Genomic DNA, 17,542 nt, shown 5'->3' with positions numbered 1-17,542 from the left:
ATCCTAATCGTCTTCGGAATCGCCGCCCGGCGTTGCAAAATCGTAGCGCGCCCATTGGGGCAGGGCAAGCGAGACCGGAGCACCCGCCACGCTGGCTGCGCTGCCATGGGTGATCTTGTCGATCCGGGCAATCGCAACGGACGTTCCGCCCACGACGCCGCCGAGCGTGCCGACGCTTTTCCCTCCGATCACCACCGCATCGCCGCGCGCGCCCGCCACGATGCCCGATACGATCACCGGCCGCCGCCGCGCCGTGCCGCGATGCTGCATGCGTGACACCACTTCCTGGCCCACATAACAGCCCTTCTTGAAATCGACACCGCCCAGATGATCCATCCCGATATCGTGCGGAAATACCTCCTCGGTCGCGAAGTCCGGGCCCATCTCGGCAATGCCCGCCGCAATGCGCGCCTTGGCTTGCCCCGTGCCCTCGGCCCAATCTTCAGCGTCCGCGAGAGCAGCAATCACCCGATATCCCAATCCTTCGCCGCGTCCGTCGCGATGGACGATCCCCGTCTCGGGCGCGTCTGCCGACCAGCCCACCGCATGAGTCTCGGCCAGCATCTCGATGTCCATCTTGGCCCGCAGCCGATACATCTTCATGCGCTTGAAGAAGTTCTCGGTCACTGCGGCCGGAACATCGAGCCAATGGGCGCCATCGGCCCACCCGATCAGTCCTTCGGCGAGCAACTTGCCCTGCGGCGCCAGCAGCGCAAACCAGCGCGCCTCGCCATCCTCGAGGACAGGCGGGGTCAGGACATCATGGAGAAGATGGGTCGCATCCGGACCGGAAATTTTGAAGGTCACCCGGTCGACGCGCTTTTCGATTGTCATATGCTGCCCTTGCCTTGTTCCTGTGCCATCCGTTAAACCCGCCCCATTCAGTCGCCGAGCCGGAGGTATGCCATGAGTCGCCACTTCGATACGATTTTCCGGGGCGGCACGCTGGTCAACCACGATGGCATAGGTAGCGCCGATATCGGCATCATCAAGGGGCGCATTGCCGCCATCGGCTCGCTCTTGTCCGATACCGCCGATAACGATGTCGACTGCATCGGCCTTACCATCCTTCCCGGCGTCATCGATACCCAGGTCCATTTCCGCGAGCCCGGCCTCGACCACAAGGAAGATTTGCAGTCAGGCTCACTCTCTGCAGTCATGGGCGGGGTTACCGGCGTTTTCGAAATGCCCAACACCAACCCCCTGACCACCACCCGCGAGACCTTCGAGGACAAGATTGCCCGGGCCACCGATCGCATGCATTGCGATTTCGCCTTCTATATCGGCGGCACCCGCGAAAACGTCGCCGAACTGCCTCAACTCGAACGCCTCCCCGGCTGTGCGGGCGTAAAGGTCTTCATGGGCTCGTCCACCGGCTCCCTTCTGGTCGCCGACGATGATGGCGTCGAAGCGATCCTGTCGGCCATCTCCCGCCGCGCCGCCTTTCACGCCGAAGACGAATACCGGCTCGAAGAGCGCAAGGACCTTCGCGTTGAAGGTGACCCGTCCTCCCACCCAATCTGGCGTGACCCGCAGGCAGCGCTCCAATGCACCGAACGCCTTGTGCGCATCGCCCGCAAGACCGGCAAGCGCATTCATGTTCTCCACATCTCGACAAAAGAAGAAATTGCCTTCCTCGCCGATCACAAGGACGTTGCCTCGGTCGAAGTCACTCCGCACCATCTGACGCTGGACGAAACCGCCTACACAAGGCTGGGAACCTACGCTCAGATGAACCCGCCGGTCCGCGACGCCGAACACCGCGAGGGCATCTGGCAGGGGGTCGCCAATGGTGTTGCCGACATTCTCGGCTCCGATCACGCCCCCCATACGCGCGCGGAAAAGGAAAAGCCCTACCCGTCTTCGCCTTCGGGAATGACCGGCGTGCAGACCCTGGTTCCCATCATGCTCGACCACGTCAATGCCGGCCGGCTCAGCCTGCAACGCTTTGTCGATATGACCAGCCACGGCCCCAACCGTCTGTTCAATCTCGCCCGCAAGGGCAGGGTGGCCGTCGGCTACGATGCCGATCTCACCATCGTTGATATGAACCGCACCGAAACCATCACCAATGACTGGGTCGCGTCAAAAGCCGGCTGGACGCCCTATGACGGCGTCTCGGTCAAAGGCTGGCCGGTCGGCACGATAATTCGCGGCAACACAGTCATGTGGGATGGCCAACTCGTCACCCCCGCAAAGGGCCAGCCCATCCACTTCATGGAAACCCTGGTCCCTCAACCATAGCACCATCGAAATTTGCGTGGCGGCTCAATATCTTATCAATCCACCACCCTGTCACCCCGGCCCTAAGCCGGGGTCCAGTACACTCAGCGCGTCAGCTGGAATCACCGGCTCTCCCGCCTGCCGGATCCCGGGTCTTTGCCCGGGATGACGCTCGCAAGAAGGCACGATAAGGCATTCTCAGGCCAGCGCCATCAGGCTTGCATTGCCCCCAGCCGCTGCCGTATTGACGCTGGTCGAAACCTCATCGACCAGCAGATCGATGGCGAACACCGCCTCGCCATGCTCCAGCGCTTCGCTCGAAACGCCCTGCACGGTCACGATCGGGCCGTCCCACTCCGCAACGGCCTTGCTCATCGCGGTCACGGCTTCGCCGTCGCCTTCCACCAGAACCGCCCGAGCCGCGCCCGAACCGATTTCGCGCACCATTTCAACGCGCTGTCTGATGTCCTCAGGCAGGTCGCGAACCACTGATCCCAGATCACCAAAAGCCTCGACCAGCATCTGATTTCCCGCTGCCAGTCCTGCCGCAAGCCCATGCACAAGCCCGGTCAGTGTCCTTGCGCTGAGCAGAACCTTGCCCTTTGGTTTGGTCAGATAAGTGTTGCGCTCACCCACAGGCCCGTCCAGCTCGGAAAAGGCGTTGATGGCCGGATGGTTGGCATAATTCAGCGTCACCTCGGCCAGATCGTCCTGGCTGTTGCCACGCAACCATTCGGCCAGCGTCACCAACGTCGGACCGGCCTGACGCGCCGGCAACCCCCAGACCGTCTGGCTGGTCGTTTGTACCAACCGTCGCAGATAAAGCGGGCCACCAGCCTTGGGGCCGGTGCCCGACAGCCCGTGTCCCCCAAACGGCTGCACACCCACAACGGCGCCGATCTGGTTGCGGTTGACGTAGATATTGCCCACCTCGATTCTGGCCGAAACCTCCGCAATCGTCGCGTCGATCCGCGTATGGAGCCCGAAAGTCAGCCCATAGCCCAGCGCGTTGATCTTTTCGAGCAACCCATCGAGGTTCTTGCGCTTGAAGCGCACCACATGCAGCACCGGCCCGAACACTTCGCGCCCCAGCTCTGAAATATCGCCCAATTCGATCAGCGTTGGCGGCACATAGGTCCCTTGTTCCGCCAATTCGGGCAGATCGAGCTGCGTTACCGCGCAGCCCTTGGCGCGCATCGCCTCGATATGCCCATTGATCCCATCGCGGGCCTCGGCGGTAATCACCGGTCCCACGTCAATCGTCAGCCGGTCGGGATTGCCGATATCGAGTTGGGCCATCGCGCCCTTGAGCATGTCGAGTGTCTTGTCGGCCACTTCCTCCTGCAGGCACAATACCCGCAGCGCCGAACAGCGCTGTCCGGCGCTGTCGAAGGCAGAAGCCAGGACGTCCAGCACCACCTGTTCGGTCAGCGCCGAGGAATCCACCACCAGAGCATTCTGTCCGCCGGTTTCCGCTACCAGCGGAACCGGTGTGCCATTGGCCAGTGTCCGGCCGGCCAGTTGTTTCTGGATCAGCCGCGCTACCTCGGTCGACCCGGTAAACATCACCCCGCATGTTGCTTGATGCCCGACCAGCGCCGCGCCCACCTTGCCGTCGCCCGGTGCAAACTGCAGCACATCGGCCGGCACGCCGGCGGCGTGCATCAAATCGACCGCCAATTGCGCAATCAGCGGCGTTTCCTCGGCCGGCTTGGCAATCACCGGGTTGCCCGCGACAAGCGCCGCCGACATCTGCCCGGTAAAGATCGCAAGCGGGAAATTCCACGGCGAAATGCACACCACCGGCCCCAGAGGGATATGGGTGTCGTTGGCAAAGCTCTCTTTGACCTGCTTGCCGTAATAGCGCAGGAAATCGACCGCCTCGCGCACTTCGGCAATCGCATTGGCTGCCGTCTTGCCGGCTTCGCGCATGGCCAGCGACATGAAGATTTCCATCTGGCTCTCCATGGCGCCCGCCGCCCGCATCAGCATCGCGCCGCGTTCGGCGGGCGGTGTTGTCGCCCATCCTGAAGCAGCGCGCTGTGCCCTGGCCATGATGGCGTCGATCTGGTCCACCGAAGGCTCGATCACTTCGCCAACCACGTCGCGATGATCGGCAGGATTGAGAACGGGCCGGGCTTCGCCCTTCGCGTCCTCGGCCTTTGCCACCCACGCCCGTTCGGCGCCGGCCTTCAGGCTCTTTTCCAGGGCCCGCAGAACCTGCTCGTTGGACAGGTCGATCCCGCGTGAATTGCGGCGTCCCGCCGCCAGAATGTCTTTTGGCAGATCGATCTGCTCGTGAGGGGTGCCGACCGGCGCAATCTGCCGCGCCATCTCGACCGGATCGGCAATCAGCCGGTCCACGGGGACGTCCTCGTCGGCGATCTGATTGACGAAGCTTGAATTGGCGCCATTTTCGAGCAGTCGCCGCACCAGATAGGCCAGCAGCGTTTCGTGACTCCCCACCGGCGCGTAGATGCGGCAGGGACGGTTCAGCTTGTCCTTGGGCACCACCTGCTCGTAAAGCGGTTCGCCCATGCCGTGCAGGCACTGGAATTCATAGCTGCCGAGCTCAAAATCGGACCCGGCCAATTCATAAATCGTCGCCATGGTCTGCGCGTTGTGCGTCGCAAACTGCGGAAACACCACGTCCCGCGCCGCCAGCAGCTTCTTGGCGCAGGCGATATAGCTCACATCGGTATGCACCTTGCGGGTAAACACCGGAAAGTCTTCAAGCCCGTCCATCTGCGCGCGCTTGATCTCGCTGTCCCAATACGCGCCCTTGACCAGCCGCACCATGATCCGGTGCCCCGAGCGCCGGGCCAGATCGATGATCCAGTCCAGAACGAGAGGGCACCGCTTGGAATAGGCCTGAACCACGAATCCGATCCCATTCCAGCCGTCGAAATCTGGATCGGTGGCCAGCGCTTCGAGCAGATCGAGCGAGAGTTCGAGCCGGTCCATCTCTTCCGCATCGATGTTGAGCCCGATGTCGTAGGATTTCGCCAGCGCCGCCAGCGCCTTGAGACGCGGCAACAATTCTGCCATCACACGATCATACTTGGTGCGGGCATAGCGCGGGTGCAGCGCCGAAAGCTTGATCGAGATGCCCGGCCCTCCATAGGGTCCTTTGCCCGCCGAGGCCTTACCGATGGCATGGATCGCCCCGACATATTCGGCCATATACCGCTCGGCGTCATGGGCGGTGGTCGCGGCCTCTCCCAGCATGTCGTAGGAATAGCCAAACCCCTTGGCCTCCCACGATCTGGCGTTCTTGAGCGCTTCGCCGATGTCCTGCCCGGCGACGAATTGTTCGCCCAGCATGCGCATCGCCATTTTCACACCGGCCCGGATCACCGGCTCGCCCGACCGCGCCACGATCCGCGACAGCGCATTGGACAATCCCGATTCATCGACGGGCGTCACGAGCTTGCCGGTCACAACCAGCCCCCAGGTCGCCGCGTTGACGAACACCGAACGGTCGAGTCCGAGATGTTTCTGCCAGTTGCCCGGTGCAATCTTGTCAGCAATCAAAAGGTCGCGGGTGGAATTGTCGGGCGTGCGCAACAGCGCCTCGGCCAGGCACATAAGCGCGATGCCCTCCTGGCTCGAGAGCGCATATTCGTGCATCAACCCCTCGACCCCGCCGCCATTGCCCTTGGCGCGGATGCCTTTGACGGCCTTTTCTGCGGTAGCGCGAATGGCCTTTGCCCGTTTCGGATCGACGGCTGCAGCCTCGATCAGGGCCGGAACGACTTCGGTCTCGGCCAACCGATAGGCCGAAGTGATCGCTTCGCGCAGCGCCGTATCGGTCTTGAGCGGACGATCCGAAAACGCTTCGAAAGGGGAAGTGTGCGATGCCGGCATAGACGCAAGGTCTCCTTTGGCCCAACTGGGCGAACATGGACTTTCAATGGCGCAAAAACTAAGTCAGTTCCCCCGGAGGTCTAGGTGATAAGAAAGCCGATCATCGTAAAAAAGGCAGAATTTTTGCCTAAATTCCATGAATTATACGGCAGGTGCAACGAAGCGCCGTCCACACGACGTATGCTTGGAGGAATGCCGGCTGATTCTCCGTCAGTTGCCGGCCCGGCGTTTCCTCTCTAAAAGCGTGGGCCTATGAGCGAGACGACCCCACCACAAATCGGCCCGGTGATCCAGATGGCCCGCAAGGCCCGGCATCTGACGCTGGAGCAACTGGCCAAGCTCTCCGGGGTGTCGCGCTCCATGCTCAGCCAGATCGAGCGCAGTGAAACCAATCCCACCTTTGCCGTCGTCTGGAGCCTCACCCAGGCCCTCAATATCGAATTTTCCGATCTCGTGTCCGGTGACGCGGTGGCCCGGAAATCGGCGCTTATCGACATCGTCCCGGCCGATCATGTCCCCTTGATCGCCTCTCCCGATGGCGCCTGTCGGCTGAAAATTCTCTCCCCGCCCGCCCTGGCTGGCAAGACCGAGTGGTATCAGGTCGAAATCGAGCCCGGCGGCGCTCTTGTCAGTGCCGCCCATGCCCCGCGCACCCGCGAGCATTTCACCGCGCTCACCGACGGTATTGCCATCACCAGCGGCGAAACGACGACCGCCCTGACCGCAGGCGAAGTCGCACGCTATGCCGCCGACGTGCCCCACGCCATTTCCAACACTTCAGATGCCCTCGCCAACGGTTGGCTCGTGGTGCTCTACAACTGATCTTTTCCGCTCGCCGGTGCCACACCCTCACCGTCATCCCGGACTTGATCCGGGATCCAGTACCCCCAGCGCCTCCACATTTCCCATCGCACCGCAACTCTCCCCACGCCTGTCACGTTGGCCCTCCAATGCCATTGACGAAAATTCCAATATACCGGAAAATACCTCCAACAAAAAGGAGTAGCCACCATGATGGACGGTTTCGCCCAGCACCTCAGCCAGACCCTCGACGGCATTCGCGACGAAGGGCTTTTCAAGTCTGAAATGGTCATTGGATCGGCCCAGCAGGGCGAGGTCACCGTTGGTGGTCGCACAATGGTCAATCTGTGCGCCAACAATTATCTCGGCCTTGCCAATGATCCCGAAGTGGTCGAAGCGAGCGTCAAAGCGCTGGAAAAATATGGCTCCGGCATGGCCTCGGTCCGCTTCATCTGCGGCACTCATGAGCTGCATAAGGAGCTTGAACAGACCGTCGCCCGCTATCTCGAAAAGGACGACGCGATCCTGTTCGGTTCGTGTTTTGATGCCAATGGCGGCATTTTCGAAACTCTGCTTGGCCCCGAAGACGCGGTTATCTCCGACACCCTCAATCATGCTTCGATCATCGATGGCGTCCGGCTGTCAAAAGCCCGGCGCTACCGCTTCCACACCTCTGACATGGACGATCTTCGCCTCCAGCTTCAGGCTGCCGAAGACGATGGTGCGCGCTTTAAACTGATCGTCACCGATGGCGTCTTCTCCATGGATGGCTATATCGCCAGGCTGCCCGAAATCTGCGACCTCGCCGAAGCCTACAAGGCCGCCGTGCTGATCGACGAATGCCACGCGACTGGCCATCTGGGCGAAAAGGGCAGGGGCACTCCGGCCCTCACCGGCGCGGGCAACCGCATCGACATCATCTCGGGCACCTTTGGCAAAACGCTCGGCGGCGCCATGGGTGGCTTCATCGCCGGGCCTCAGCCGGTTGTCGACCTCCTCCGCCAGCGCGCCCGGCCTTATCTTTTCTCAAACGCCCTGCCGCCCTCGGTGGCTGCCGGGGCCATCAAGGCCATCGAGATCGCCGAAAAGGCCGATGACCGCCGCGCAACGCTCGACCGGCACACCAAACGCTTCCGCTCGGCATTGGCTGACGCCGGCTTCGACCTCGTGCCCGGTGAAACCCCGATCATCCCCGTGATGCTCCACGACGCCGTCAAGGCCCAGGGCATGGCCAAGGCACTGCAGGACAAGGGCGTGCTGGTATCCGCCTTTTCCTTCCCCGTCGTGCCCAAAGGCAAGGCCCGCATCCGCACCCAGATGTCGGCGGGGCTTTCCGACGACAACATCTCGTTTGCCATCGACGCTTTCATCAGCGCCGGAAAAGACCTTGGAGCCATCTAGATGACCCGCACCATGAAAGCCCTCGTCAAGGCCAAGGCTGAACCGGGCCTGTGGATGGAAGACGTGCCGGTCCCGCAAATCGGCCCCGACGATGTCCTCGTCAAAGTCACCAAGACCGGCATCTGCGGCACCGATCTGCACATCTACAAATGGGACAACTGGGCCCAGGGCGCCGTTCCGGTCCCCATGACTGTCGGCCATGAATATTCGGGCACCATCGCGGAGTTGGGCGCCAACGTGACCCATCTCCATATCGGACAGCGCGTCTCGGGCGAGGGCCATGTCATCGGCTTTAAATCCCGCGCCAGCCGGGCAGGGCGCTTCCATCTCGACCCCGAAACCAAGGGCGTCGGCGTCAATCTGCCCGGCGCGTTCGCCGAATACGTCAAAATTCCCGCCTTCAACATCGTCCCGCTGCCCGACAGCGTCGATGATGAGCTCGCTTCCATCCTCGATCCGCTCGGTAATGCGGTCCACACCGCGCTCGCCTTCGACCTGGTGGGCGAAGATGTGCTCATCACCGGCGCCGGCCCCATCGGCATCATGAGCGCGGCCGTGGCAAAACATGTCGGCGCCCGTCATGTCGTCATCACCGATCCCAACGACAATCGGCTGGAGCTGGCCAGAAAGACCGAGCCCACAATCATCACCGTCAACACATCCGACGATCTGCGTGCCGTCGCGAAATCGCTCGGCATGAACGAAGGGTTCGATGTCGGCTTTGAAATGAGCGGTGCGCCTGCCGCCATGGCCACCCTCACCGATCACCTCGTCATGGGCGGCAAGATCGCCATGCTCGGGCTGCCCGCAAAACCTTTCGAATATGACTTTGCCAAGATGGTCCTCAAAATGCTCACCATCAAAGGCATTTATGGGCGGGAAATGTTCGAGACCTGGCACAAGATGCTCGCCATGCTCCAGTCCGGTCTCGATATCCGTCCGGTCATCACCAACCGCTTTCCGGCCGATCAGTTCGATACCGCCTTCCAGTCAGCGATACAGGGCGGCGCGGGCAAGATCGTGCTTGAATGGTCAACATGAGCAAACGGTAAGGTAGCCGCCGCAAATTCACCTTATATGGCACATTAACAACCACTATGATCGTTCCGACCTGCCGCCGAAAGTGCCGCCATGAGCCCCGTTCCGCCCAAGATCCGCCGTGCCCTGATGCTGGTCAATCCCAATGCACGGCGCGGCAGCGAAGCTGTCGAGCCCATCGCCAAACGGCTGCGCTTTCTCGGGCTGGAGGTTATGATCGAGCGGTTCCAGACCCCCGAGGAACTGGCCGCCGACATTGCCCGCCGCCGCCATGAGGTGGATATGGTGATCGTGTGCGGTGGCGATGGCACCATGAACGCCGCTGCCCCCGCCATCATTGAAACCGGGCTGCCCATGGGCATCATTCCCATGGGCACCGCCAACGATCTGGCGCGCACCCTCCACATTCCGGAAAATTTCACTACGGCGGCCAACATCATTGCCGCCGGTCACACCCGCACCATCGATGTCGGTGTCGTCAACGGAAGACCTTTCTTCAACGTCGCAAGTATCGGGCTTTCTGCCGAACTGGCAAACAAGCTCGACAAGGGCACAAAGCGCCGCTGGGGAAAGCTGGGCTATGCGATGACGGCCCTCAAGATCGCCTCGACCGTCCATCCCTTTCGCGCCGAAATCATCAGCTCCAACGGGACCTCGAAGGTAAAGACGCTCCAGATCGCCGTCGGCAACGGACGCTATTATGGCGGTGGCACGGTGGTGGAGGCCGACGCGCGGATCGATGACGGCACACTCGACCTCTACAGCCTAGAAGCCCGCGATGTCTGGCAACTCGTCACCATGCTCGGCGCCTTCCGCCGCGGCACCCACGGCACCTGGCGCGAGGTCCGCACCGAAAAATGCGTCGCGTTCGAGCTGCGCACCGCACAGCCCATGGACGTTAACGTCGATGGTGACATCATCACCCAGACACCCGCAAAATTTGAAGTCCGGCCCCGGGCCATCACAGTCTTCGTGCCCGAAAGCAATTCGGCATCGTAAAGCCCTGCCAACCCGGATCGTTCTCTGTCATCGCAGCATCGGTTGGCCCTCTGCCCCGCCATCATTTCATTTGACGAAATTCGATAGCTGACTTAAGTCAGCTATCATGTCACACGATCCCATCGCCCGTTTTCGCCGTTTTTCCCGTGCTGTGACCTCCGAGGTCGGCGCGCTCGATGATTCCTTTCTCGGGCGCGCAAGACCGCTTGGCTCGGCCCGTGTGCTCAACGCCATCGGCCATGGCCGCACAGACATTGCACAGCTTCGCGATTATCTCGGCCTCGATTCGGGCCTGATGAGCCGCCTGCTGCGCGGTCTGGAAGAGGAAGGGCTGGTTGAGACCCGGCCCGATCCGCAGGACGGCCGCCGCCGCCTTCTGGCCCTGACTCCGGCGGGCCGGGACGAGTTCACCGCCTATGAAGATATTTCCAACGCCCGCGCCGAAACCCTTCTGGCCCGCCACCCGCGCCCCGAGGCGTTGCTGGCCGCCATGGATCTCGTCGCCTCCGCTCTGGGGCGCGACCGCATATCCTTTGAGGAAGTCGATCCGCGCAGCGAGGCTGCGCGCTTCTGCCTCCAGCAATATTATGAGGAACTGGCACGCCGCTTCGAGGAGGGGTTCGATGTCAAACGCTCCGCCGACCCAGACGCAATCGACATGATCCGTCCGCGCGGTGCATTCATTCTGGCGGTTTCCGACGGCCTGCCCATTGGCTGCGTCGGCCTCAAGGGCACTAAAAAAGGTTATGCCGAAATCAAGCGCCTCTGGGTCGCCCCCTCGGCCCGTGGGCTCGGCCTGGCCCATCGTTTGATGGCCGCAACCGAGGGCGCCGCCCGCGATCTCGGCATCGCCCTTCTCCGCCTCGACACCAACCGCGCACTGCCCGAAGCTATTGCCATGTATCGCAAGACCGGCTGGACCAAAATCGACCGCTTCAACGACGATCCCTATCCCGACTTCTTCTTTGAAAAGCGGCTATAGGATCAAGCGGTATTTCCGTTGAAAGGGCAGGCCGCCTACTGCAGCACCCTGTCGAGCGTATATTCGCCATTGCTGATTCGATCGGGGATGTTCCCGATCAGCTTTGCCACGGCCTCTTCGCCATATTCGCGCACCAGCGTGGCAACTGCTGCAAAAAGCGCCGCATGGGCCAGTGCTTCGGTATCGACGCCGTCCGTATCGGCGGAATTCCAAGCTTCCGCCAGATACTCGAGAGCGATCTGACGTTCTTCCTGCTCGGCCTCGATGGCGGCGGACTCGGTCGGGTACGGAAATGTCGTGCGCGTGGTCATGATCGCTAGTTAACATGCCTTTTGGGCGCTGCTAAGAGGAAATGACCAATTGGTTAACGTGCCGCACCAAATTGGTTCCGAGTGCGCCCTGCGGAAGCCAAGAGGAAATCCTATTCGGCATAACGCTGATGAATGTCGCGGGCCAGCGAGTCCCCTTCGGTCAACAGACGCGTTATCGCCGCTTCTGCCGAAGGTGTGCAACTGCGATAGAACCGGGCATAGGCCTCATATCCCGAGTTGAACGCCCCCGCCAGGCGTGCGCGACGGTCCTCGTCAGGTTCGTCCAGTTCGATCAGCTCCGCCATCTGCCCCCGCCAGTCCGTCGTCTGGTCGCCGCACAGCGGCGTCAGCATGTAGAGCGATCCCAGAATTTCCGACAGGCGCTCCATCTGTCCCTGATAGGGCGGGTCGATGGCGAGCGCAGGGCAGGGTGCCGCAAGCGTCGCCAGGAGGCACAGCCGCCAGAGTGGCTTCATCGGTCCACCCCCGCCAGTCCCAGGCATTGGGCGCAGGCTTCGACAATCTCGGCGAGGTGGTCGGTGGTGCGATAGGACTGCACCTCCTCGATATGTACCCAGTCCCAATCGCTGATTTCGTGGCTCGTCACCGGCGCACCCATCGGGCAGTGGGCGGCAAACACGGCAAGCGTAAAGGTCTTTTCGCCTTCGCCCACGGTTTCGACCAGCACCTGCATGGGATCGGAAACCAGAAGCCGGGTTTCCTCGAACAATTCGCGCTGCACGCACTCGAACGGTGTTTCCCCCGGCTCCATCCGCCCACCGGGAAACGTCCATTGTCCCAGAAACGGAGCATAAGCGCGCTGGATCAGCAGCACCTGATCGCCATTGAAAAGCCCGATCGAGCATGCGTCGGGCTTCATGTGCTAGCTGCCATCGCTATAGTGGTGGGGAACGGAGACCAAAGACTCATGTGCGGACGATACGCGGTTACTTTGCCAGACGACGCGATGCGCCAGATATTTGCTACCGACAATCTAATTCAGTCTGTGCCGCGCTACAACATTGCTCCCACCCAGCCCGTCATCGCCATCTGGATCGATGATGCCATGCGCCGCACCGCAAAGCTCGCCCGGTGGGGTCTGGTGCCCGGATGGGTCAAGGATCCGCGCGAATTTCCCCTTCTGGTCAACGCCCGCGCCGAAACCATGGCCGATAAGCCCGCCTTCCGCGATTCGGTAAAGCACAAGCGCTGCATCCTGCCGGCCTCGGGCTATTACGAATGGCAGACGCTGCCCGGCGGCAAGAAACAACCCCATTACATCACCCTTAAGGACGAAGAGCCCCTGGCACTGGCCGGGCTCTATTCGAGCTGGATGGGACCCGATGGCGAGGAAATCGATACGGTCGCGACAATCACCGTGCCTGCCGGTCCCGATGTCGCCCACATCCATGACCGGATGCCTGCCCTGATGCGGGGCCATCAGATCGATGCCTGGCTCGATACGAAAACCATGCGATTCGCCGAGGTCCAACCCTTCGTGGTGCCGCAACCGGAGGGCACCATGGCCTCTCACCCTGTCTCGACCCGGGTCAATTCCGCAGCCAATGAAGGACCCGATCTCATCGTTCCGGTCAGCGAAGTGCTCGATGATGGCCCCGGTGACAAGTCCATGGCAGTCAAGGCAAAAAAGTCGGCACAGCTCGATCTTTTTTGACGGTTCCGGCCGGAACCGGTTCGTCAACCGCTCGTTCTTGGAGCAGGAATTTTCGCGCTGGCGTGTCGATTTGACACAAACGCACTCGATTTTTTCGTCAAGCCTTGTTATTTATTGCCCGTGGCACCAGATGCGGTGTCCCGAGGTCAGGCTGGAGAACGGCAACATGAAAACACTAACTGCATGGGCACGCCTGACCGCGTCCGAGACCAACTGCGTACGATTTAGTTCCAAACGTACCGGTCTCATGTGTCGCTCCTGGATGTGGCGCGTATAGCGGCTGACAACTGGCCCTTCCGCCCCGTCACAAGACCCTCACATTAGACTGTTAGCACCGCTCAGGGCTGGGCGGAATCGCGTATCGCAGAGTGTTCGATCATGACCAAGCCAATCGTTATTTCAGTTGCCGGTGAACCGCAGGGCGTCGTTGTCCCCAACGGTCAGGACTTCCGCTTCATGGCGGTCAAGCTGGGCGTGTTTCCGCTCGACGGCCGGATTTTCCAGTCTATCGACGCCGCTCGCGCCGCCGCCGAGGCTGTTGTCGAGGGCGCGGCCGCACTTGCCAGTTCGTTCGAGCCCGACGATGGCAGCGACAGCGGCATGGTGGCCTGATCTCTACCCCGTGTATTGGGACGGAAATTCGTTCATCTGGCCGTAGCGCCAGACGCCCAGCCAGTCGATGAAGATCATTGCGGCGCCGAGCGCGGTGCCGATTGCGCTACCCACCAGTTCGGGATTTCCCGGCGCGTCGTTGAGCAGTTGATGCGCGCTCACCAGGAAAATTCCAAACACCGCTGCCGACCATACGCTGTAGAGATTGGCGAACCAGTACCAGTGTCTTCCCGGCCAGAGCGGCTTGGAAAAGGCGTATCCCCACACCGCCGTGACTGAGAACGGGAAGAGAAGCGCTCCCGCAAAGCCCATCGGATCGCCGATCCATTGGGGGATTGTGAACAGCGTTCCGATGGTGCCGAACACCAGAATGAACACCGCATAGATTTTCCAGCGCAGCATCAGCATCTCCCGCCTTGCACCCGGGGAGATGATAGTGCGCCGGAGTCGTCAGCGCCGTTCTAACCTTATGTTTACCTTAATAGTGCGGATTTTCGAGACCGAGGATTTGGAGCGTGTCCAGCAAAAGCATGTCCTCGACGCGATCGGGGATGGAAACGGTCCTGCGGTGCGGATACGCGACAAAACAAGGGTTTAGGGCAAAGGACTTGATTCAATCAAATCCTGAACGGCTCTAGACCCCGATCTCGAAGTACCCCAGCGCGTCCCCGATTTCGTCTTCCTCATAACCGAGATGGGAAAGCAGCACGCGCTCCAGCGCGTCGTTGATCTCGCGCGCCTGCGCAAAATTTGCAGCGCTCGGGTCGCCCACCAGCGTGTTGAGCGCCGCGATCAGCTTGACCAGCAGCGCGTGCACGATCTCGTGCTCGGCCTGCAGCCGATCCGTGACCTTCTTCCAGGCCTCGCCCTTTTCGGAAAGCGCGGGGAAGATGTGGGCGTCCTCGATCGAATGGTGCGTGTGTACGGTCTGGCAATGCTGGCCGCACAAATTTCCGAACTGGCGATAGTTCGAAACCATCGTCAGCGCTTCGGCCTCCGCCTCGACCTCCGCGACCGATTTTTCGCCCGCCATCACCTCCTCGATCATGTTGCGCAGCACGCTAACGTTCTGGCGCAGATGATCGTGAATCATCTTCAGGTGCCGGCCCGGCGCGCGCTGCTGGGCCGTCAGATTTTCGAGCTTGGGCGCACGCGGGCGCGTGGCATCGTCGAGAAAGGCAATATCGAGAAGCATGGTAATGTGAGGTCCGTTGAATACGGCCCCAATCTAGGCATTGCTGCGCCGATTTCTACCCCAGCACTTTGCCCGGGTTGAGAATCCCTTTCGGATCGAGCGCCGACTTGATCGCCTTCATCATTTTCAGCGCCACCGGATCCTTTACCTGCTTGAGCAGACCGGTCTTGAGCTGCCCGATTCCATGCTCGGCCGAAACCGATCCGGCAAGATCGCGCACCACCGCGTAAATCGCATCGTGCACCGCTTCGGCCCCATCCATGAACGCCTTGCCGTCCGCCCCTTCGGGCTGGGAAAAGTTGAAATGAATATTGCCGTCGCCCAGATGCCCGAAGGGCACGGGCCGGATGCCGGGCACCGCCTTTTGCGCCGCTTCGCTGCCCCGCGCGATCAATTCGGGCACCGCCGCCACCGGCACGGAGACGTCGTGCTTGATCGAGGCCCCCTCGCGCGATTGGACCTCGCTCATCTGCTCGCGCGCCGTCCAGAAGGCCTCGCGCTGGCCCAGCGTTTCCGCAATCACCCCGTTTCCTACCAACCCGGACTCATAAGCCGCTTCGATGGCCTGTGACAGCCCGCCGGCAACGCCGCCCCTGGGCACGGAGATCTCCGCCAGCACATACCAGTCCGAAATCTCCGCACTCGGATCCTGCGCGATCATCTCGTGCTTGAGCTGAAAATCGATGCCGATGCGCGGCATCAATTCGAATGCCGTCAGCGTATTGCCGGCCCGCGCCCGCAGCAGCGTGAACAGCTCCAGCGCCGCCTTGGGGCTTGCCACATTGAGCAACGCCGTCTCGTGAGCATCGGGCTTGGGAAAAAGCTTCAGCGTCGCCGCCGTGATGATCCCCAGCGTGCCTTCCGAACCCACCAGAAGGTCTTTGAGATCATAGCCCGTATTGTCCTTGCGTAGCGCACTGAGCCCTTTGTAGATCGACCCATCCGCCATCACGGCCTCGACCCCGATACACAGCTCGCGTGCGTTGCCATAGGAAAGAACCTGCACGCCCCCCGCGTTCGACCCCAGAACGCCCCCGATCCGCGCCGAACCTTGTGAGGCGATATAGAGCGGAAACATCATCCCTGCGCCCTCGGCAATCTCATGGGCCTCCTGCAGCGTCGTGCCCGCATCGAGCGTCATGTGCCCGGCCGCCGCATCGACGTTCCGTACGCCCTTGAGCTTGGAAATCGAGACAATGACCTCGTCGCCGAACAGGGGAACCTGCCCTCCGACCAGCCCGGTGTTTCCGGCCTGCGGGACGATATGCACGCCCACCTCATTGGCCCATTCCATCACCGCCTGCACCTCGGCCACCGTCCGCGGCAGCACCACGGCCTGTGCCTGCTTGTGAAACCGTCGGCGCGGCTCGGAAACATAGCCCGCCATATCGCCGGCCTCGGAAACAACGCTGCTTTCCCCGAGAAGCTGGACAAGGGCCGGAACGATCTGGTCTTTGGAAAGGGTCATCTCTAAAAGTCTTTCTGCAGGCATTTGGGTCAACTATCGCATGGCGGGCAGGGGATTCGCTACCACGCCACACCGCTTCCCACCTTGCCCGTTCCCATCCCCTGTGCCAAAACCACCGGCAACGAAACGATCATCGGAGAACACCATGGCTGGTTTGATGGAAGGCAAGCGCGGGCTCATTATGGGCGTCGCCAACAACCGCTCTATCGCCTACGGCATTGCCAAGGCGCTGCACGCGCAGGGCGCGGAAATGGCCTTCACCTATCAGGGCGAGGCGCTCCACCGCCGCGTCGAGCCGATCGCAGCCGAGTTCGGCTCGGATCTGGTCCTGCCATGCGATGTGACCGATCCAGACGCCATGGACGCCGTGTTCAACGTGCTCAAGTCCAAATGGGGCAAGCTCGATTTTCTCGTCCACGCCATCGGGTTCTCCAACAAGGAAGAGCTTGACGGGCGTTATGTCGATACCACACCGGGCAATTTCGCTTTGACCATGAACATCTCGGTGTTCTCGCTCACGGCATTGGCCAAGCGCGCCGAAGCATTGATGGACGATGGCGGCGCCATCCTGACCCTCACCTATTACGGCGCCGAAAAGGTCTTGCCGAACTACAACGTCATGGGTGTCGCCAAGGCTGCGCTCGAGGCCTCGGTGCGTTATCTCGCTTCCGATCTCGGCCCGCAGAATATCCGGGTCAACGCCATTTCCGCCGGCCCGATCAAGACCCTTGCGGCCTCGGGCATTGCCGATTTGCGCGAAATGCTCAAATGGAACGAGGAAAACGCGCCCCTGCGCAAGAACGTCACCATCGACGAAGTCGGCAATTCGGCGCTCTATCTGCTCTCGGATCTCTCGAGCGGGGTCACCGGCGAAATTCATTACGTCGATTCCGGCTACAACATCATCGGCATGAAAGCCATGCCCCAGGATGCGCCCGCCGAATAGCCGGCCAAACAAAACGTCACAGGA

The 17,542-nt window shown here is 61.5% G+C and carries 17 protein-coding genes; 9 read left to right on the top strand and 8 right to left on the bottom strand.

The genetic code is table 11. The features are described from left to right. Positions 1-3: 3 nt before the first annotated feature. Positions 4-834 (bottom strand): folate-binding protein, encoded by an 831-nt coding sequence (locus tag V6617_RS13695; protein WP_338607519.1) that lies wholly within the window; start codon positions 832-834, stop codon positions 4-6. Positions 835-906: 72 nt separating this feature from the next. Here V6617_RS13695 and V6617_RS13690 point away from each other — a divergent pair, with 72 nt between their 5' ends. Continuing rightward, entirely contained in the window at positions 907-2,244 is a 1,338-nt protein-coding gene (locus tag V6617_RS13690) for a dihydroorotase (RefSeq protein WP_338607518.1), read from the top strand. A 177-nt stretch (positions 2,245-2,421) separates the two neighbouring features. Here V6617_RS13690 and putA read toward each other — a convergent pair whose 3' ends face one another. Next, positions 2,422-6,090 carry a trifunctional transcriptional regulator/proline dehydrogenase/L-glutamate gamma-semialdehyde dehydrogenase gene (putA, locus tag V6617_RS13685; protein ID WP_338607517.1) on the bottom strand — a complete coding sequence of 1,223 codons (3,669 nt, stop codon included), beginning with the start codon at positions 6,088-6,090 and terminating at the stop codon, positions 2,422-2,424. A 252-nt stretch (positions 6,091-6,342) separates the two neighbouring features. Here putA and V6617_RS13680 point away from each other — a divergent pair, with 252 nt between their 5' ends. The 5 genes from V6617_RS13680 to V6617_RS13660 all read left to right on the top strand — a co-directional run bounded on the left by V6617_RS13680 (position 6,343) and on the right by V6617_RS13660 (position 11,311). Continuing rightward, on the top strand, positions 6,343-6,912 hold the full coding sequence (locus tag V6617_RS13680) for an XRE family transcriptional regulator (protein WP_338607516.1): 570 nt from the start codon (positions 6,343-6,345) through the stop codon (positions 6,910-6,912). 189 nt (positions 6,913-7,101) lie between these two features. Next, positions 7,102-8,292, top strand: a complete 1,191-nt coding sequence (locus V6617_RS13675; RefSeq protein WP_338607515.1) for a glycine C-acetyltransferase — start codon at positions 7,102-7,104, stop codon at positions 8,290-8,292. Between the two features lie 12 nt (positions 8,293-8,304). Further along, positions 8,305-9,333, top strand: a complete 1,029-nt coding sequence (gene tdh / locus V6617_RS13670) for an L-threonine 3-dehydrogenase (RefSeq protein WP_422394835.1) — start codon at positions 8,305-8,307, stop codon at positions 9,331-9,333. Positions 9,334-9,423: 90 nt separating this feature from the next. Further along, positions 9,424-10,329 carry a lipid kinase gene (locus V6617_RS13665; protein WP_338607513.1) on the top strand — a complete coding sequence of 302 codons (906 nt, stop codon included), beginning with the start codon at positions 9,424-9,426 and terminating at the stop codon, positions 10,327-10,329. A gap of 106 nt (positions 10,330-10,435) precedes the next feature. Continuing rightward, positions 10,436-11,311, top strand: a complete 876-nt coding sequence (locus V6617_RS13660; RefSeq protein WP_338607512.1) for a helix-turn-helix domain-containing GNAT family N-acetyltransferase — start codon at positions 10,436-10,438, stop codon at positions 11,309-11,311. A 35-nt stretch (positions 11,312-11,346) separates the two neighbouring features. On the opposite strand, the gene V6617_RS13655 is transcribed toward V6617_RS13660, so the two are convergent. The 3 genes from V6617_RS13655 to V6617_RS13645 all read right to left on the bottom strand — a co-directional run bounded on the left by V6617_RS13655 (position 11,347) and on the right by V6617_RS13645 (position 12,502). Next, positions 11,347-11,622, bottom strand: a complete 276-nt coding sequence (locus V6617_RS13655) for a hypothetical protein (RefSeq protein ID WP_338607511.1) — start codon at positions 11,620-11,622, stop codon at positions 11,347-11,349. 110 nt (positions 11,623-11,732) lie between these two features. After that, complete coding sequence (locus V6617_RS13650) at positions 11,733-12,098, bottom strand: TIGR02301 family protein (protein WP_338607510.1); 366 nt, start codon at positions 12,096-12,098, stop codon at positions 11,733-11,735. Next, positions 12,095-12,502 (bottom strand): NUDIX domain-containing protein, encoded by a 408-nt coding sequence (locus V6617_RS13645; RefSeq protein ID WP_338607509.1) that lies wholly within the window; start codon positions 12,500-12,502, stop codon positions 12,095-12,097. Before V6617_RS13645 ends, V6617_RS13650 begins: the two co-directional genes overlap by 4 nt. Positions 12,503-12,589: 87 nt before the next feature. Between V6617_RS13645 and V6617_RS13640 the strand changes: the two genes are divergently transcribed. Both V6617_RS13640 and V6617_RS13635 read left to right on the top strand, forming a co-directional pair. After that, complete coding sequence (locus V6617_RS13640) at positions 12,590-13,297, top strand: SOS response-associated peptidase (protein WP_338607508.1); 708 nt, start codon at positions 12,590-12,592, stop codon at positions 13,295-13,297. Between the two features lie 378 nt (positions 13,298-13,675). Continuing rightward, entirely contained in the window at positions 13,676-13,909 is a 234-nt protein-coding gene (locus tag V6617_RS13635; protein WP_338607507.1) for a hypothetical protein, read from the top strand. Positions 13,910-13,912: 3 nt separating this feature from the next. Here V6617_RS13635 and V6617_RS13630 read toward each other — a convergent pair whose 3' ends face one another. The 3 genes from V6617_RS13630 to V6617_RS13620 form a co-directional block, all read right to left on the bottom strand. Then, on the bottom strand, positions 13,913-14,311 hold the full coding sequence (locus V6617_RS13630) for a hypothetical protein (protein ID WP_338607506.1): 399 nt from the start codon (positions 14,309-14,311) through the stop codon (positions 13,913-13,915). 232 nt (positions 14,312-14,543) lie between these two features. Continuing rightward, positions 14,544-15,104 (bottom strand): hemerythrin domain-containing protein, encoded by a 561-nt coding sequence (locus V6617_RS13625; RefSeq protein ID WP_338607505.1) that lies wholly within the window; start codon positions 15,102-15,104, stop codon positions 14,544-14,546. Between the two features lie 55 nt (positions 15,105-15,159). Further along, positions 15,160-16,572: an FAD-binding oxidoreductase gene (locus V6617_RS13620; RefSeq protein ID WP_338607504.1), complete on the bottom strand. Its 1,413-nt coding sequence runs from the start codon at positions 16,570-16,572 to the stop codon at positions 15,160-15,162. Between the two features lie 145 nt (positions 16,573-16,717). Between V6617_RS13620 and fabI the strand changes: the two genes are divergently transcribed. Then, positions 16,718-17,518 carry an enoyl-ACP reductase FabI gene (gene fabI / locus V6617_RS13615; RefSeq protein WP_338607503.1) on the top strand — a complete coding sequence of 267 codons (801 nt, stop codon included), beginning with the start codon at positions 16,718-16,720 and terminating at the stop codon, positions 17,516-17,518. The last annotated feature ends 24 nt before the right edge of the window (positions 17,519-17,542 follow it).

The organism is Pelagibacterium nitratireducens, assembly GCF_037044555.1.
GTDB lineage: Bacteria > Pseudomonadota > Alphaproteobacteria > Rhizobiales > Devosiaceae > Pelagibacterium > Pelagibacterium nitratireducens.
The sequence above is the reverse complement of the archived record's forward strand: the minus strand, read 5'-3'. Positions and strand labels throughout refer to the sequence as shown.

Bases quoted from the DNA above. Each gene is read 5' to 3' on its own strand.
- V6617_RS13695 (WP_338607519.1), bottom strand. From the start codon at position 834: ATGACAATCGAAAAGCGCGTCGACCGGGTGACCTTCAAAATTTCCGGT.
- V6617_RS13690 (WP_338607518.1), top strand. From the start codon at position 907: ATGAGTCGCCACTTCGATACGATTTTCCGGGGCGGCACGCTGGTCAAC.
- putA (WP_338607517.1), bottom strand. From the start codon at position 6,090: ATGCCGGCATCGCACACTTCCCCTTTCGAAGCGTTTTCGGATCGTCCG.
- V6617_RS13680 (WP_338607516.1), top strand. From the start codon at position 6,343: ATGAGCGAGACGACCCCACCACAAATCGGCCCGGTGATCCAGATGGCC.
- V6617_RS13675 (WP_338607515.1), top strand. From the start codon at position 7,102: ATGATGGACGGTTTCGCCCAGCACCTCAGCCAGACCCTCGACGGCATT.
- tdh (WP_422394835.1), top strand. From the start codon at position 8,305: ATGAAAGCCCTCGTCAAGGCCAAGGCTGAACCGGGCCTGTGGATGGAA.
- V6617_RS13665 (WP_338607513.1), top strand. From the start codon at position 9,424: ATGAGCCCCGTTCCGCCCAAGATCCGCCGTGCCCTGATGCTGGTCAAT.
- V6617_RS13660 (WP_338607512.1), top strand. From the start codon at position 10,436: ATGTCACACGATCCCATCGCCCGTTTTCGCCGTTTTTCCCGTGCTGTG.
- V6617_RS13655 (WP_338607511.1), bottom strand. From the start codon at position 11,622: ATGACCACGCGCACGACATTTCCGTACCCGACCGAGTCCGCCGCCATC.
- V6617_RS13650 (WP_338607510.1), bottom strand. From the start codon at position 12,098: ATGAAGCCACTCTGGCGGCTGTGCCTCCTGGCGACGCTTGCGGCACCC.
- V6617_RS13645 (WP_338607509.1), bottom strand. From the start codon at position 12,502: ATGAAGCCCGACGCATGCTCGATCGGGCTTTTCAATGGCGATCAGGTG.
- V6617_RS13640 (WP_338607508.1), top strand. From the start codon at position 12,590: ATGCGCCAGATATTTGCTACCGACAATCTAATTCAGTCTGTGCCGCGC.
- V6617_RS13635 (WP_338607507.1), top strand. From the start codon at position 13,676: ATGACCAAGCCAATCGTTATTTCAGTTGCCGGTGAACCGCAGGGCGTC.
- V6617_RS13630 (WP_338607506.1), bottom strand. From the start codon at position 14,311: ATGCTGCGCTGGAAAATCTATGCGGTGTTCATTCTGGTGTTCGGCACC.
- V6617_RS13625 (WP_338607505.1), bottom strand. From the start codon at position 15,104: ATGCTTCTCGATATTGCCTTTCTCGACGATGCCACGCGCCCGCGTGCG.
- V6617_RS13620 (WP_338607504.1), bottom strand. From the start codon at position 16,572: ATGACCCTTTCCAAAGACCAGATCGTTCCGGCCCTTGTCCAGCTTCTC.
- fabI (WP_338607503.1), top strand. From the start codon at position 16,718: ATGGCTGGTTTGATGGAAGGCAAGCGCGGGCTCATTATGGGCGTCGCC.